This window comes from Trichocoleus sp. FACHB-90 (genome assembly GCF_014695505.1).
GTDB classification, from domain to species: domain Bacteria; phylum Cyanobacteriota; class Cyanobacteriia; order Cyanobacteriales; family FACHB-T130; genus Funiculus; species Funiculus sociatus.
Map to the genome: position 1 here is coordinate 1 of NZ_JACJOK010000020.1, position 15,351 is coordinate 15,351.

13 protein-coding genes are annotated in these 15,351 nt (G+C 43.7%); 3 read left to right on the forward strand and 10 right to left on the reverse strand.

The features are described 5' to 3' along the window. On the forward strand, window positions 1-278 hold a 278-nt coding region (locus H6F74_RS05680; protein ID WP_190434894.1), incomplete at its 5' end, for a transposase. A gap of 3 nt (window positions 279-281) precedes the next feature. On the opposite strand, the gene H6F74_RS05685 is transcribed toward H6F74_RS05680, so the two are convergent. From H6F74_RS05685 to H6F74_RS05725, 9 genes are all read right to left on the reverse strand, one after another. Next, window positions 282-851, reverse strand: coding sequence for a DUF262 domain-containing protein (locus H6F74_RS05685; RefSeq protein ID WP_206756291.1), 570 nt, complete (start codon window positions 849-851; stop codon window positions 282-284). Window positions 852-1,066: 215 nt separating this feature from the next. Next, window positions 1,067-1,714, reverse strand: coding sequence for a Uma2 family endonuclease (locus H6F74_RS05690; RefSeq protein WP_190437583.1), 648 nt, complete (start codon window positions 1,712-1,714; stop codon window positions 1,067-1,069). An 86-nt stretch (window positions 1,715-1,800) separates the two neighbouring features. Beyond that, the gene (locus tag H6F74_RS05695) at window positions 1,801-2,253 is read right to left on the reverse strand and encodes a DUF29 domain-containing protein (RefSeq protein ID WP_190437586.1); all 453 of its coding nucleotides are present in this window, start codon (window positions 2,251-2,253) and stop codon (window positions 1,801-1,803) included. Between the two features lie 61 nt (window positions 2,254-2,314). Next, entirely contained in the window at window positions 2,315-4,921 is a 2,607-nt protein-coding gene (acnB, locus tag H6F74_RS05700; RefSeq protein WP_190437591.1) for a bifunctional aconitate hydratase 2/2-methylisocitrate dehydratase, read from the reverse strand. Between the two features lie 452 nt (window positions 4,922-5,373). Continuing rightward, window positions 5,374-5,790, reverse strand: coding sequence for a DUF4278 domain-containing protein (locus H6F74_RS05705; protein WP_190437593.1), 417 nt, complete (start codon window positions 5,788-5,790; stop codon window positions 5,374-5,376). A gap of 537 nt (window positions 5,791-6,327) precedes the next feature. Next, window positions 6,328-7,791 (reverse strand): DUF1802 family protein, encoded by a 1,464-nt coding sequence (locus tag H6F74_RS05710; protein ID WP_190437595.1) that lies wholly within the window; start codon window positions 7,789-7,791, stop codon window positions 6,328-6,330. Between the two features lie 8 nt (window positions 7,792-7,799). Continuing rightward, window positions 7,800-8,444 carry a Uma2 family endonuclease gene (locus tag H6F74_RS05715; protein WP_190437598.1) on the reverse strand — a complete coding sequence of 215 codons (645 nt, stop codon included), beginning with the start codon at window positions 8,442-8,444 and terminating at the stop codon, window positions 7,800-7,802. 135 nt (window positions 8,445-8,579) lie between these two features. Continuing rightward, on the reverse strand, window positions 8,580-10,481 hold the full coding sequence (locus H6F74_RS05720) for a P-loop NTPase fold protein (protein WP_190437601.1): 1,902 nt from the start codon (window positions 10,479-10,481) through the stop codon (window positions 8,580-8,582). Between the two features lie 41 nt (window positions 10,482-10,522). Then, the gene (locus H6F74_RS05725) at window positions 10,523-11,206 is read right to left on the reverse strand and encodes a hypothetical protein (RefSeq protein ID WP_190437604.1); all 684 of its coding nucleotides are present in this window, start codon (window positions 11,204-11,206) and stop codon (window positions 10,523-10,525) included. Window positions 11,207-11,379: 173 nt separating this feature from the next. On the opposite strand from H6F74_RS05725, the gene H6F74_RS05730 reads away from it, so the two are divergent. Next, window positions 11,380-12,720: a folylpolyglutamate synthase/dihydrofolate synthase family protein gene (locus H6F74_RS05730; RefSeq protein ID WP_190437607.1), complete on the forward strand. Its 1,341-nt coding sequence runs from the start codon at window positions 11,380-11,382 to the stop codon at window positions 12,718-12,720. 35 nt (window positions 12,721-12,755) lie between these two features. On the opposite strand, the gene H6F74_RS05735 is transcribed toward H6F74_RS05730, so the two are convergent. Further along, window positions 12,756-14,036: a sugar ABC transporter substrate-binding protein gene (locus tag H6F74_RS05735; protein WP_190437949.1), complete on the reverse strand. Its 1,281-nt coding sequence runs from the start codon at window positions 14,034-14,036 to the stop codon at window positions 12,756-12,758. Window positions 14,037-14,247: 211 nt separating this feature from the next. Between H6F74_RS05735 and pilM the strand changes: the two genes are divergently transcribed. Further along, entirely contained in the window at window positions 14,248-15,351 is a 1,104-nt protein-coding gene (pilM, locus tag H6F74_RS05740) for a type IV pilus assembly protein PilM (RefSeq protein ID WP_190437609.1), read from the forward strand.

A 15,351-nucleotide genomic window follows, 5' to 3' on the forward strand; every position in this document is an offset into this window, starting at 1 on the left:
AGGAGGAACTCCGCGACATTTATGAAACGAGTCCAACCGTAAAAATTGGATTTAAGCGACTCAAAAGCTGGTTGAATTCTGCCCGCATTATTTTCGGAAAAGCTGTTCATAGTATTGAGAATCATCTGGTTGAAATTAGTCATTACTTTGTTAGTAAAACGACGAGCGGAGTGATGGAAGGGATTAATAATAGAATTAAGTTAATTATTCGGCAGAGCTATGGTTTTAAGAGCTTTGAATCTTTACGAGAGAAGCTGCTAGCTTGCTTATTTAAATAAAATTTACTTATACCCATAAGTACAGGAGAGCCAAAATTTATAAGCTTCATATATTTGTCCTTCTTTTTTTAGCTCCTTGCCTTTCTCTTTTTTTATCTGGATAATTCTATAATATGCCTCGCGGTCATCCTGGGTAGGCAGCACTTTATAGAAATCGTCATTTTTTTGATACTTATTTATTAAGTAGAATTCCTGCACCTGGTCTGCCATCTGTTGATCAGATTTTTTTAAATAGTTTCGCAGTGCTGCCAGAAGGATGGTAAGGGTTGTAAGACGTTGTTGTCCGTCTATAACAATAAATGGAGATATCCCATCAGCTGTTCCAGGTACTGCTTGGGTTACTATAGGGCCTAGAAAATAAAAGCCTTTCACCTCATCTTTATAAAGACTCATCAAGTCTTCCCACAGAGTCTCCCAGTTCTCCTTTCTCCAAGAGTATGGCCTTTGAAAAAGCGGTATTTGAAACTGTTTACCGCCTTCTAGTAAATTGCGGAGGCTGGTTTCTGATGCTTTCATTCTTACTTTTGACTTTATTGTTTGTTCTATACAATGATAGACTGCATTTTGTCTCATTAAAGACGAAAATATTGCAAATTTATGTTAAAAAGCCCGCACAGGCGGGCTTCATTTGTGTAGCCCCACGCTAAAGCCTGAGGGCAACTATGGGTACGGCTCTATTATCGACCAGCCGCCGTAGGCATCCCCAAAACAGGGATTTCTTCCACCAGCGGAATCACGCGGCCTTCATCCTCAAAGTTGGCGGTTTGATCGAAGTCGAGGCTGAGATTTTACGATACTGTAATTTGTTTCCGTACCCAATTTCTAAAAGCTCTCATTGTCTTATTCCTACCAACAGTCCTTACCTGGCTCAAATACTGAGGAATCACCTCAATAAGCGGTAAATTAGGAAAAATCAGGCTAAAGGCTGACTCAATATACTTTCTATCTCGTAATATATTAATTTGTAACTTCCCCTTTTCAAATCGCCAAAGCTCAGACACTCCTAATGCTTCATAAATACTTGGATGAGTGCGAGAAGTTATATCTATCTCTAAGGCTAAATCTGGAGGTGGGTCGATGGATAAGTCTAATTTTTCTTTTCCTCTTACGGCTGCTTCATTTTGAATATAAAAACAGTTATCGGGTTCTATCCCTTTGAGCATATCCCTGTTTTTAAAAGTAGTAGAACCAAGAGGATAAAAATCAATATCTAGTTCTTCTAGAAGAATTCCGATAAAATCAGTAATAAAAAGTTTAATGCTTTCATGCTCTGGCAAGGGTGTCATGATTTCTAATATTCCATTGTCATAGGCTACTCTTGACGCACGATGTTCTCCTAACTCTTCTAAGATGGTTTCAAATTCTTGCCAAGTTATATCTTCTAGAAAAACTTTATGACCAGGTGGTATATTAAATCGCTTTAATTCCAACAGCATCTTTAAGCCTCATTTGTATTGTCAGCAATTTCAGGCAGAAACGCAGTTTGGCCTCTCCATTGCAGGGGAATGTCCATTTGGATTTATCAATCTAAAAAACTATATTTCAAACTTTCTTCGGGAGTAAAAGGTGATTCTTTAGGGAAAAAGCTTAATTTAATCCCTGTTTCATCGGATGCTTTCAGGCGAGCTTTTTGATAACAATCATCAAATACTTCTGAAATTAGAGGCTGCAAACTGGGACTATCTTCTAGTAACCCTTCAATACAAATACGCTGTTCGGTGATAGTGCTGCGCCAACTTGCGCTCCGTTTCTCAGGCGGATATTGCCATTTAAGAAGGTGCATTAAAAGAATAATCAACCGAATTTTTAACTCTCGCTTTTCACTTTTACCCATACTTTCAATTTCTTCAATTAAACTAATAATATCTATCTCCTTAAATCGACCTTCTTTTAACTGTTGAGCAGTAGTTTGTATCCACAGATAAAAGTCTTGTTCGTAGAGACTATTTGGGTTGGGGAGCGATGGGCTTCTCATAACCTGATATCCTTTTATTCATCAGTTGATTAAGGTGGGCTTTGCCCACCCTACAGTTATTCTACTTCAACGCACCAGATGGAATACCCAAAATATCCTCAATCTTGGGCATATCTTCTAAGGCAATCACGCGACCTTCATCCTCAAAATTAGCGATTTGATCGAAGTTGAGATAGCGATACAAATCACCCGCAAAAGGATGAATTTTTTTCGCCACAATTTCCATGTATTCTTGCACTGTGGGAATGCGTCCTAACATCGCGCAAACAGCGGCTAATTCAGCAGAACCGAGATAAACTCGCGCATCTTTACCCATGCGATTATTGAAGTTGCGAGTGGAAGTTGAAAACACCGTTGTACCATCATCCACACGGGCTTGATTTCCCATGCACAAACTGCATCCCGGCATTTCTGTACGCGCACCTGCGGCATCAAATACGCCATAAACACCTTCTTCTTTTAGTTGGTGTTCATCCATTCGAGTTGGAGGACAAATCCACAAGCGGGTTTTGACTGCTGTTTCGCCTTCCAACACTTTCGCGGTGGCGCGATAGTGTCCGATATTCGTCATGCAAGAACCGACGAATACTTCTTGCACTGGATCGTTAGCAACTTCAGAAAGTAACTTGACGTTATCAGGATCGTTCGGTGCGGCGACAATTGGTTCCTTGATTTCGTTCAAGTCAATCTCGATAATTTCTGCATACTCCGCATCCGGATCTGCTTCCATTAACACGGGATTTGCCAACCATTCTTCCATCTTGGCGACGCGGCGCATGATGGTACGCGCATCGGCATAGCCTCGCGCTACCATGTTTTTCATCAGCGCTACGTTGGAACGCAGATATTCAGAAATTGTCTCGATACTGAGTTTAATTGTGCTACCTGCACAAGAACGTTCAGCGCTGGCATCGGTAAATTCAAAAGCTTGCTCAACTTTCAAGTCTGGCAAACCTTCAATTTCCATAATTCGCCCAGAAAAGATGTTTTTCTTGTTCTGTTTCTCGACAGTCAAAAGACCTTTTTGGATGGCAATATATGGGATGGCATTGACAATATCCCGCAGCGTGATACCGGGTTGCAATTCGCCTTTGAAGCGGACTAAAACAGATTCCGGCATATCCAACGGCATTACGCCCAAAGCTGCTGCAAACGCAACTAACCCGGAACCTGCTGGGAAGGAAATACCCAAGGGAAAGCGGGTGTGGGAGTCGCCGCCAGTTCCCACTGTGTCTGGTAACAGCATCCGGTTCAGCCAAGAGTGGATGATACCATCGCCGGGACGCAAGGCGACACCGCCACGCTGGGCGATGAAGTCGGGCAGTTCTTTGTGGGTTTTCACGTCCACTGGCTTTGGATAGGCAGCGGTGTGGCAGAAACTCTGCATTACCAAGTCTGCACTGAAACCCAGACAGGCGAGTTCTTTGAGTTCGTCGCGGGTCATGGGGCCTGTGGTATCTTGAGAACCAACAGTGGTCATTATTGGTTCGCAGGAAGTTCCAGGGCGCACCCCAGCGAGTCCGCAGGCTTTGCCGACCATTTTTTGTGCCAAGGTGTATCCTTTGCCCGTGTCGATGGGTGGGCGAGGACGGATGAAGATGGGGCTTGTTTCCAAACCAAGGGCAACTCGGATTTTATCGGTGAGGGTGCGTCCGATAAGTAGGGGAATGCGTCCTCCGGCGCGTACTTCGTCGGTGATGGTGTCGGGTTTGAGGCTGAAGGTGGATATTACTTCGCCAGATTCGTTGGTAATTTCACCTTTGTAAGGATGAATGGTAATTACCATGCCGGTTTCCATCTGGGTGACATCGCACTGGATGGGCAATGCACCTGCATCTTCGGCGGTGTTGAAGAAGATGGGCGCGATCGCACTCCCTAATATATATCCCCCCGCCCGTTTGTTCGGCACGAAAGGTATATCATTGCCAATGTGCCACAGCACTGAGTTGATCGCAGATTTGCGCGATGAACCAGTCCCCACTACATCCCCCACATAGGCAACGGGATGCCCTTTTTTCTTTAACTCGACAATCGTTTCCAAACTTCCCGGTTGCCGAGATTCCAGCATTGCCAAGGCGTGCAAGGGAATATCCGGGCGGGTTGTGGCATGGGTTGCGGGAGATAAATCGTCGGTGTTCGTCTCTCCGGGCACCTTAAATACGGTGACGGTAATGGCTTCGGGCAAAGTGGGGCGAGAGGTGAACCACTCAGCCGCCGCCCAAGACTCGATTACTTGTTTAGCGTAGGGATTAGTTTGGGATAATTCCTCTACATCGTGGAAGGCATCATACACCAGCATGATTTTGCTTAAAGCTGTTGCGGCTGCTGATGCCAATTCATCGTCTGATTTAAGTAAATCTATTAACGATTGCACGTTGTAGCCGCCTACCATTGTCCCCAGCAACTCGATGGCGTAGATGGGGGAAATTAGGGGGCTTTTGGTTTCGCCTTTGGCAACGGCGGTGAGAAATCCTGCTTTGACGTAAGCTGCGGGATCGACGCCTGGGGGAATGCGATCGCGCAACAATTCCAACAACGTCTCTTCTTCACCATCTGGCGGATTTTTCAACATTTCGCACAGTTGCGATGTTTGTTCGGCATCCAAGGGTAAAGGGGGAATTCCCAAAGCCGCACGTTCAGCAACGTGTTGACGATAAGATTCAAACATTTTCTAGTCTCCACAAACAATTAAGAGCAAAATTTAGGGGCGAATCGCTTTTAGGTTCTCCGCCTGGAGAATACAATCTCGATACCTGCGCTTCACAGCCACCAGTGAACAGAGAGTGTCGCCGCTACTGCTTGAGACGCAGATCAACATTATTAATTATTGTGAAAAATTGAAATAGGATTTGTACGGATTGCTGCAACTTGGTTGTTCGACGGCAACATTGCACAAAAAAAAAGGCGATCGCTCTCTATCGCCCGCTTACTTATATAAACCAGGAATCCGTCGTCTTCAGATTTGAAGATTTCGTGCTTAGATCAAATTCTACACCTTTAGGGGGATGAGCGCGATATTTTTCTGTCGAAACGCGATCGCACTTTAATTGCAGACTACTAAATTAAATATCTCTGACAGGCATCTTGCCTACCAGAGATATTCTAATCAGTTTCACCTAATTAGCACCCGCTCAATTGCTTCGACTCTGCCTCCAGAAGGCGCATCAGGTTTTCATCTCCGTTAGCTTTGGCTACCTGGATGCGGTGTTCCAGACTGCGCCGGATACTCTCCAAGTGCATTCTAGCGGATTCATCCATCATTTTTTGACGGTTTTTATCCGCTGACAATTTGCACTCCGGTAAATTTACCAATTGTTCAAGATGTTGCCGCTGTAGAGTATCGGTTGTTCCGGTTTTGCCGACGATGTAGGGAACGCCACGATACTTTAAATTAACGATCACATCAGGAACCTGAACGTGTCTGGGATATTGAACTTTATAATTTTGACCCCGATACTTAGCCAAAATTTCGCCTTCAGTCACTTCCAGGGTGGGTGAGGTGTTTTCATAACTGCTACCGCGATAAGAAAATTTCATAAATTTTGCCTCTGATTAAGTTTCCTGAGTATTTCTTACTAAATGAGGTAGGTTACGAGTGCGACATCTCTCTCTAGTTCTATTCTCCAGTGCCGTTGATGGCTCCGAATCCCCATTTGGTAAGAAGTAAATATTTTTATTTCTGTATCTATTTTTACAGTTCGCCAGCAAATCGTCAACGATTAAGATACTTTAAGCAGCATTTATATCTTTTGGCAGATAGCACACTGAAGCCCACTATGGCCTGGGGACGATAAACTTGGTGCGATTCATCTGGTGATTTGTGGCGTTCCAGATGTTAAGAGAAGCGGCTAACTTTCCCAGAAAGGCTAATTATTTTGATGAACTAAATTTGGTTTTTCACACCACAAGCAGCACAAAAATTTTTAACGTTACAACTTGCATCTGATTCGCAATGCGAGAAAAATATCGCTAGTTGATGATTATATTTCAAAGAATGCGATCGCTCTCTCCAAAGCTGGAGTATGCCTAGGCTGACAAGTTGCGCCGGAAATACAAGCGATCGCTTTCTCTATCTCAGATATCCATTGACAAGTCGCGCAGAAAGTAAAAGCGATCGCTCCTCCAATCACTACCCTTAATTCGTCCCAAGTAACCCGCTAAAGGTGAGGAAAGCTCAATCAGAATATCGTGCATTTCCTCAGTTTTTAATGGCTGAGGTGGATTGGAGTAAAGATAAGCTACATGAAGGGCATCAATGCCAACATTCTCATCGCCTGTAGTTTCTAGATGCTTTTTCAAGAGCTGGACTAGATGCGATCGCAATCTAATCTCTTTTTCAACTTGAGCAATGTATTTTTCAACTTCATCATCAGATTGTCCCGGCTTCAGGTAATTTTTCAGCTTAAACAAGTCTACTGAGTTAGGATGCTTACTTTGCAGTTTTACCAGTTTCTCAAGTGTTTCAGGATTAATAATCGCCATACCTTGTATTATTGCAGCATCATTAAGTTGGGTAGTTGGTTCGCCGGGGCCAATAATTAATTTAGCAGCTTGCTGAAATAGTTCTTTACTTTTGAGGCGTAGCGTTCCCAAATTTAACAGTTGCACTGCGGTTGGGTTGGGGATACTTTTACCTGCTTTACATTCACCTACTAGAGGATAGGGTTGTGAACAGAAGACATCTACACCACCAGCACCGCCTTTATGGAAATAGTCAACTGTAAAGCCTAAAAATTCAAGGCTGTTACGGACTACAATCTCAAAATCAGTACCAGCTTGATAGTTACTTGTGCCTTCATTTTCTTTACTACGATTACCTAAGTCAGCAATTGTGTTTATCCAAGCTAAATCGGGGTCAGATTGTCTTAGGTGTAAGGATTCAGTCCAACCGAGAAAAACTTTGATGTCTCGATCTAGTTCTTTAGCTGTTGGGTTGTTGATAGATAACTGCGCGATCGCATTCTGCAATTCTTCCAATTCTGGATGCAGTGGCGGCTGTCTGTGTTCTAGCTGCTGGCGGCGTTGAGTGAAGACGCGATCGCTCAATACAGGCGAAGATTCAGTAACAGTTAGGAGATTCGGTAAAGAAACAAAATTACCCTTGGGATTTACTGGAACTTCTATCGGTTGAGGTAGCGGATAAACTCGTAAATAAGTCAGAAAAATATAAGGACGTTGCGAGAGAATTTGCTGCAATGCTTCTGTTGTCCAAATTGTCAACCGCGACAAAGCTTCTAACGCTTCAGAATTATCTATAACTTGGCACAGTTCGCACCTAGCCCAAGCTTTAATTGTGACTGTTTCAGAATTTAACTGGGCAAATGCAGTTTGAGCAACAGACAAAAAATTCGGGCGATAATGTTGCTCAGTTGGTAGCAAGTTAATCGAAGCATCAGCAGGATAGAGAGCAAATTGTCGCCCCGGATCAATGAATGTCCGAGGCGTAGCTGCGATCGCTCTCCCTTGAATTAACGCTTCAATGTCTGGCGCTGGTACTTTTAGGGCAGTATCAAGGTTGACAAAATTGACTGGCGACATACTTCATCTTATGGTTGAAATTGAGTTAATAACCAAGCCACAACTTGAGAGTGTGCCATTTGACGACTGCGCCGCAAAGTCTCTTCTAATACTGCCATCTCTAAACCTGGTAATATTTGAGATTGAGTAATTCTTCTACTACCACCACTAGAAATTATTTCAAAGGCAATTATTTCGGCTTGCTGCACATCCACTATCCAATATTCAGATACTTTTATATCTTCATAAAGTAAGCGTTTTTCGCCTTTGTCATCAGCTAGGGTACTGTCAGAAATTTCAATAGCTATATCTGGCGGTGGAGTAATGTCAAGATTAGCGATCGCTGTTCCTGTCGGTACCATTTGCGCCCGTTCTCCGATGTAGTAAGATACATCAGGTTGGCACTCTCGAACACCTGTTTTCCGGTAGCTACAGTTATCCAAGCAATTCAGTGGGATATTTTTGAGAGCGGCGAATAAGGTGACAGCAATAGCAATAATCCCATTATCTTTTGCATGATCAGGGCCTACTGACATAGTTTCAATCCTCATTCGTCCATTGTAGTAGTAGCCTTTAGCTTTTTGATAAGCTGGGTCTTCAACGGTTTGGATAAATTCATCCCATGTAGCTACAACCCAAGTATCAGTCGGTAGTTTTGTCCGCATGGTACTCATAAATTTCTCTGTTGCACTTAACTTATATAGCAATCTTATTGGAGTTGTGAGATGCTAGACCTTCAGATACCCGACTCTTAGAGAAGTCGGGTATCTTGCCTTCACGAAGCATTTAAGACTGCTATAGCCAGGATATCAAGCATTAATTTTGTTGAATAAAGTGTCGATTGCTTCTTCTATGTTGTCTGATTCAGATACATCAACCATCATTGGCTCCTCTGAAACTACGGGTTCGTCTTCAATCATATCCGTAGGCACCTCATAAGATGGATCGCTGAGAATTTCTTTAAGCAGAGGGTTACTAGCTCCTAGCATTTTTTCAGCCCCTTTCTCAGTGATGAACTTAATAATTTCAGCCTCGCTTAAGTTATAGTCCACTTCTCGCTTTTGATGAACAGCACGAATAGCTATTAGAGGTTTTATCTCATCTTCTTTGAGTTCCACAAATTCTCCACCTTTTTCTCTGATTAGAGGTTCAAGATACTTGGATTCCATAGGTTTAGTCATTTTCTTAGACCTGGAACGAACTAAACAACCTCTAGTTAAATCAAATTTTTTATAGTCATTCAGCTTGCCCAAACCTGTTCCCAGCGCCACGCCACCAGCATACTGAAGAACTGCAACGCCAATTTTTACAGGTTGTCCGTTTTCTTTGCCAATTATCTTGAAATTGAGGTGCTTGTCCGTTTTCTTTTTATATACTTTATCTGTAACCTCTTCAATGGTTACTCTTTCTACTGTCTGTCCAATGAATGTCTGAAAGCCAAATAAAAGAGCATCAGCAAGTTGGAAATTATCATCTAAGTAATTTCCTATATTTTCTTGCATTTCTTCAATAAAAGCCTCCTCTACTGGATCTGAAGGTGGTTTTACACTTTCACGGTCTAGCATCTTAGACAAGTTCTCTTTACACCACACCAATACTTGTCTAACGGTTTCTGACTTTGTTTTACCAATACCCCTGAGTTGACTTTCAGAAAATGGATAAACTGAATAAGGAGGAACCAAGTTTTGAGCTTGATAAAAATCTCTTAACCGCAAGGTCACTAAATTAATGACAGAATCCTCATCCATGAATTTTAAATCAAGTGGTTCTCCATAGTCAGAAATCTTCCGCCAAGATAAGCTAGGCATTTGCTTAACTTTATCCTTCCATACAGCAGGAAGCATCACACTCAGAATTACCCCACGCTTGAGATTTTCAAAAAGTTCTTTTATTAAACCAGCCACAACTTGCGCTCTTGTCAAGCCAGTGTCTGGATCAGTGTCTGGATTGTCTAATTCATCAAAACAAATGACAAGTTCGTTATATTCACTTATCAAATCCAAAATTTGCAAAACAGCATCAAAAGATTGACGTTGAGTGGGTAATCTTAACTCGTTAGCTTTAAATTGAGCTAGTTCTTGACCAGCTAACCATTGAACTGCATCAAGCATTTCTTCATCTGAGAGTGTCCAAAAAATTGCTCTGACAATATTAGGATCACTAACATCTTTTACTTTGCGAAATCCTTTGGCTAGATCGTTCACCCATTTATTGACTTGCTCTGGTTTACCCTTTCCAAATTTTTCAACTAGCTCTTTAGGAGAAACAGTCTTGTTCTTAGGGTTAGCAGCCTTAAATACCTGGTTAGCCATAGATGTCGCTAGTTCCTGCCATTGTGTGACTTCTTGGCTACCAAGGTTTCTGAGACTGTCAGCTAAAATTACCTGAAATCCTTGCTTAATTTGTTGGATGTCACCATATTTGTTGGCGTAGACAAACAATGCACCACCCTGAGACTGTAGATGATGACGGATGCGGCTAATAAGGTGGGTTTTACCAGTTCCATATTCCGCAGTTATGACTATCGAGGTTGTCCGATTTTGCTCAATCGCCTGAAAAACTGCATTGGAAGCGTGATTATTTAGAGACTCCACATCAAGAAATCCCTGTCCCCAAATATTTTGATAGCGTACAACGACCTCGTTAAATGGGTTTTGATCCAAAAGAGCAGATTTTAAGGATTCGACGGAGGAAACAGAAGAGTTAGTCATGGCTTATTGCGTGAGGTAACGAATTTACAAAAAGATTTAGATCAATTTTTAGAACTTAGGCGTTTGACGTAGTAACGTATTCCGCCAAGTTCAGTTTTGATGGAGTCTTCAGCTTTATCAGGTGTGATGTCTGTCATCTCGCCGCCGATGAGTTGGACAAGATCGTTGGCTTGCATTTCCAGCAGCCACTCGTTGAAGTGCGATCGCGTTACCCGTTCCCCAATTTCCCGCCGAATCCGATAAATTGGCACCAGATTGTCCAGGTTATAATCCCGGTTCAGCTGGTCGTATACATCCAACGCCACTGGCTTAAACTCGTCGTAGGATGCGATCGCTTTCCCTTCCGCCTTACTTTGCACACCAGGAGCAGTCGCACCATTTGATAGTGTTCCCATCTCTCGGAGCCACTTCAACAAAGCATTGGCAGTTTTTGCCCCTATTTGAGAGTCAAACTCGAAATCAACACTTTCGAGTTTCTCGCCTAGCAACTGGACACCTTCGGAAGACAGGGATATCTTATTCTTGGAGATAGCGATCGCTCCGGCTTTTTCTAATTCTTGAAAAATGCCCTGATAGTCCGCAGCTTTCTCATTTGTTCTTTGAATTCGTTGGGTTAATTCACCTTTCTTAACTTCCGCCTTCGCTCCGCCCATATCCCACAGCGCCAAAAGCAGGCGAGTTTTCCCTTGGTCTTCCGTACCCCGTAAGCCTTTAGTTGTTGCCATCTTAATAATTCTTAGTTGCTGAAAAAAATACCGTCTCAGGTCAAACCACCTAACGTATAATAACCGCACATATCTAGCAAATCGCCTGTAAATGCGCTAGAGAATGCTTGTGCTGATTTACACAATAAATTACACAAGAAATAAATTTTAAAAAAAATTAGTATTAATTGCTCATGGATATCGACTCAATTCTTCAACCGTTTCAACGTTTTGGTGTTCATCTCGGACTAGAACGCATTGAAAAACTATTAACTGATTTGGGCAACCCGCACCACTCTGTCCCAGTTATTCATGTCGCTGGAACAAATGGTAAAGGCTCAGTTTGTGCCTATCTCTCCGCAGTTCTAACAGAGGCGGGTTATCGTGTCGGACGCTACACTTCCCCGCATTTAATTGATTGGAATGAGCGCATTTGTCTCAACGAACAGCCAATTTCCCTAGAAACGCTGCGAGAATTGCTGCTACAAGTCCAAGCAGCTATCCAACCAGATGAAGAGTCACCGACTCAGTTTGAAGTCATCACCACTGCTGCGTGGTTATATTTTTACCAGCAGGAAGTAGATGTCGTGGTGGTGGAAGTCGGATTGGGAGGACGTTTGGATGCAACGAATGTATGCTCCAGCCCTCTCGTTACCATCATAACTTCCATCAGTCGGGAACACTGGCAGGTACTAGGCCCTACCCTAGCCGACATCGCTAGAGAAAAAGCTGGTATCCTCAAACCAGGATGTCCGGCGGTAATTGGGCAATTGCCAGAGGAAGCGATCGCAGTCGTAAAACAACGGATTGTGGAATTAGGTTGTCCTGCTGTTTTCCCTCAAGCGGCGGTAGAGTTACGAACCTCTGAGGCGCAGAGGACACAGAGTAGAGAAAGATGGGTGGAATATAGGGGTATTGAAAATTTGGAATTCAATGCAGAATCCGATCCCCCCCTTGATAAAGAAGGTGTCGAAAATCGAAAATCGATAAAGTATCCTTTGCCGTTGTTGGGAGATTTTCAGCTGTTGAATTCCGCGTTAGCGATCGCATCTTTCCAAATTCTTCAGCAACAAGGTTGGAAAATTACCGAACAAGCGATCGCATCGGGGATGAGAAAAACTAAATGGTTGGGAAGACTCCAGTGGACAACCTGGCAAAATCGTCAATTACTAATAGATGGCGCACATAATCCAGCAGCTGCGATCGCTCTGCGTCAGTATGTCGATACACTGGAAAAGTCACACATACATTGGGTGATGGGGATGCTTTCAACTAAAGACCATGCAGATATTTTTAAAGCTTTACTTAGAGAAGGCGAAAAGCTTTACTTAGTCCCCGTACCAGATCATACTTCAGCCGAAACTGAATCTTTAGCCACCCTTGCACAAAACATCTGCCCGCAATTAGCATGTCGCATCTATCCCGAACTCACAGCTGGCTTGGAAGCAGCCATAGCGATCGCCGCCCCAGATGATTTAATAGTCTTGTGCGGTTCCCTATATCTAATAGGTCATTTTTTGAAAAACGCAAAGTAACGTAAAGGTTCTCTGCGTTACTTTGCGTTAAAAAACTACCTCTGATTCCACGCTAAAGCCGCATCACTCACGGCTTGATCTACCGTCTTTTGCCCCAACATCGCCGCCTGCAAATTTTCATAAATTGCCTTCTGCAACTTGTTAAGATCCTTCATCGCCGGAACCAGCACCTCTGCATCTTGCAAATCTCTAGCACTGATAGCGCGAGCTTGTGCCAATGGCGATGTTTTGGCATCACCCGCTAATTGGCGTTCATACTCTTTTAGTGCTTCAACTGTAGAAGGTAGCACATTCGCAGCTTTGGCAAAAGCCAGCTGATTTTCTGTATTTGTCACAAACAAAGCAAACTTCAAAGCATCATCCGGCCGATTAGTATCGCGGGGAACTACCAAATTCATCACCGCCACATTTTTCTTACCCGTCTCGCCAGTAATCTGCGGTGCAGCAGCCGACACTTGCGCGACAACGGGTGCATTCTTCTCAATCGTATTCATAAACTCCGCCCCCGTCCCCAGCAGCGCCGTCTCCCCAGCCTGGTATAGTTCTATTGCACGTCTATGCCCTTGCGTCAATACCTCCTGCGGCAAGTATCCCTTCTTATAAAGGTCTACCCAATACTGAAACGCCGCCTTACCTGTGGGCGTGTTAAAAGCCGCCTTACCTTCCGCATCCACCAGTTGAACGCCCATCTGCACCAACGACTCCAGCACCTCCCCGGAATCTTCCGGAACCAGCGTCACAAAAAACGCATACTTGCCAGTTTTCTTTTTAATTGCTTCAGCAACCTGTGCTAATTCCGTATAAGTTGCTGGTGGTTTACTGATACCAGCTTTTTTAAACAGATCGGTATTGTAAATTGTTACCCGCGTCGTCAGATACCAGGGAATGCCAAAACTTTTGTCATTAAGAGTGCTTGCCTTCCATATATTAGGTAAGTATGCCGAGCGTACCTGTTGAGGAACTTTAGCATCCAAATCTAACCAAGCATTGCGCGATGCCAGCTGGGAGGCAAAGTCAGGATTCAGATTTACCACATCCGGTGCCGTTTTTGCCGAAACCGCTGTCAAGATTTTGCTTTCCATCGCACTCCAGGGAACATCTACCCATAGCACCTTGACATTTTTATTTTCAGTTTCAAAGTTAGCAATCAGCTTTTGAAAATACTCAGTAAACTGTGGTTGTAGCTGCATTGTCCAAAATTCAATTTCTGGGTTTCCTGAGGAGGATGGACTAGGGCTACAACTAATCACCCAGCTGAGCATCAATCCCAATAGGGTGAATATGCTCAAACGTCTCCAGGTATTTATCCGGCTCATGTAAATCGCAATCCCATTTTGGCAATAGAAGTAATCTATACTACCCGATGAGGTATATCTAATGTATGGAATCTTTCGGGGTGTAGTTTTGTCTCTACCGATGTGTTTATGAGTTAGATTGGGTACCATAAATCTGTCTGTATTTCCCTAAACCCAATCTCCTCACCTACTACGCGATCGCAGGGCTGCGAAGAAAAGCCAACAAAAAAATATGTTTACCCGCTTTAAAGGATTAATAGCCAAACGTACCAAAGGAATTGGTATAGAAATCGCCCCGGAACGGATTAATATTGCTCAGCTACGCAAGCAGGGTCAAGGATTCAAATTGGCAGCACTCTCCTCTACAGAGGTTCCAGAAGGAATCTTCCTAGAAGGCAAGATTGCAGATGCCCCGGCTCTAGCTGAACTAATTAAGATGGCACTGGCAGAAAGTAAAATAAAAGTCCAGAACGTTGCCACAGCCGTTTCTGGGCGAGAAGCAGTAGTGCGCGTTATCCCAGTACCAGCCGAACTCGATGATAGAGAGTTGCGGGAAATGGTGCTGGATCACGAAGCAGGTCTATATCTGCCATTCCCACGGGAAGAAGCCGATGTGGACTATCAGAAGCTGGGCTTTTTCACCGATGAAGATGGAATTGAAAAGGTGCAGGTGCTGCTAGTTGCCACTCCCAAGGAAATTACAAACAGCTATATCGAGACTTTCCGGGAAGCTGGGTTAACAATCGATGTGTTGGAGATTAGTAGCTTTGCCCTAATTCGGACGATTCGAGAGCAATTGCGACAATTTGGGCCTCAAGAAGCAGCTGTATTGGTGGATATAGAATTCGATAGCACCGAAATTGCGATTATCGTGGATGGAGTGCCGCAATTCTCGCGCACCGTTCCCATTGGAACGTTCCAACTTCAGACTGCTCTTAACCGGGCGATGAATTTACCAACATCGAGAAGCACCGAAACGCTGCAAGCGATGACAATTCCCAACACGCCAGTAGATAACGTCAGGTCGGGTGCAACAGGCATCAATCCCGGTATGGCTGCTTTGGTGAGAGTTTTAGGAGAGCTAGCCGACGAACTACGTCGCTCTATCGATTTTTATCTAAATCAGAGCGAAAATTTGGAAGTGGCGCAGCTGCTACTAGCAGGGCCTGGAGGAGGAATTGGACAACTGGATGAATTTTTCACGCAACGGTTAAGCTTGCCAACTACGCAAGTAGACCCAGTTGCTGCTCTCTCTTTGGAGGTGACAGAAGAAATTTCGCCAGTGCAAAGACCGGGATTAGGAGTTGTGTTGGGATTAGGACTAAGAGAGGTTTAA

What these genes read in the sequence shown, in the direction of transcription:
- H6F74_RS05725 (WP_190437604.1), bottom strand. Translation starts at nt 11,206, where the DNA reads ATGGCAACAACTAAAGGCTTACGGGGTACGGAAGACCAAGGGAAAACT.
- H6F74_RS05690 (WP_190437583.1), bottom strand. Translation starts at nt 1,714, where the DNA reads ATGCTGTTGGAATTAAAGCGATTTAATATACCACCTGGTCATAAAGTT.
- H6F74_RS05730 (WP_190437607.1), top strand. Translation starts at nt 11,380, where the DNA reads ATGGATATCGACTCAATTCTTCAACCGTTTCAACGTTTTGGTGTTCAT.
- H6F74_RS05710 (WP_190437595.1), bottom strand. Translation starts at nt 7,791, where the DNA reads ATGTCGCCAGTCAATTTTGTCAACCTTGATACTGCCCTAAAAGTACCA.
- acnB (WP_190437591.1), bottom strand. Translation starts at nt 4,921, where the DNA reads ATGTTTGAATCTTATCGTCAACACGTTGCTGAACGTGCGGCTTTGGGA.
- H6F74_RS05685 (WP_206756291.1), bottom strand. Translation starts at nt 851, where the DNA reads ATGAGACAAAATGCAGTCTATCATTGTATAGAACAAACAATAAAGTCA.
- H6F74_RS05695 (WP_190437586.1), bottom strand. Translation starts at nt 2,253, where the DNA reads ATGAGAAGCCCATCGCTCCCCAACCCAAATAGTCTCTACGAACAAGAC.
- H6F74_RS05720 (WP_190437601.1), bottom strand. Translation starts at nt 10,481, where the DNA reads ATGACTAACTCTTCTGTTTCCTCCGTCGAATCCTTAAAATCTGCTCTT.
- H6F74_RS05715 (WP_190437598.1), bottom strand. Translation starts at nt 8,444, where the DNA reads ATGAGTACCATGCGGACAAAACTACCGACTGATACTTGGGTTGTAGCT.
- pilM (WP_190437609.1), top strand. Translation starts at nt 14,248, where the DNA reads ATGTTTACCCGCTTTAAAGGATTAATAGCCAAACGTACCAAAGGAATT.
- H6F74_RS05705 (WP_190437593.1), bottom strand. Translation starts at nt 5,790, where the DNA reads ATGAAATTTTCTTATCGCGGTAGCAGTTATGAAAACACCTCACCCACC.
- H6F74_RS05735 (WP_190437949.1), bottom strand. Translation starts at nt 14,036, where the DNA reads ATGAGCCGGATAAATACCTGGAGACGTTTGAGCATATTCACCCTATTG.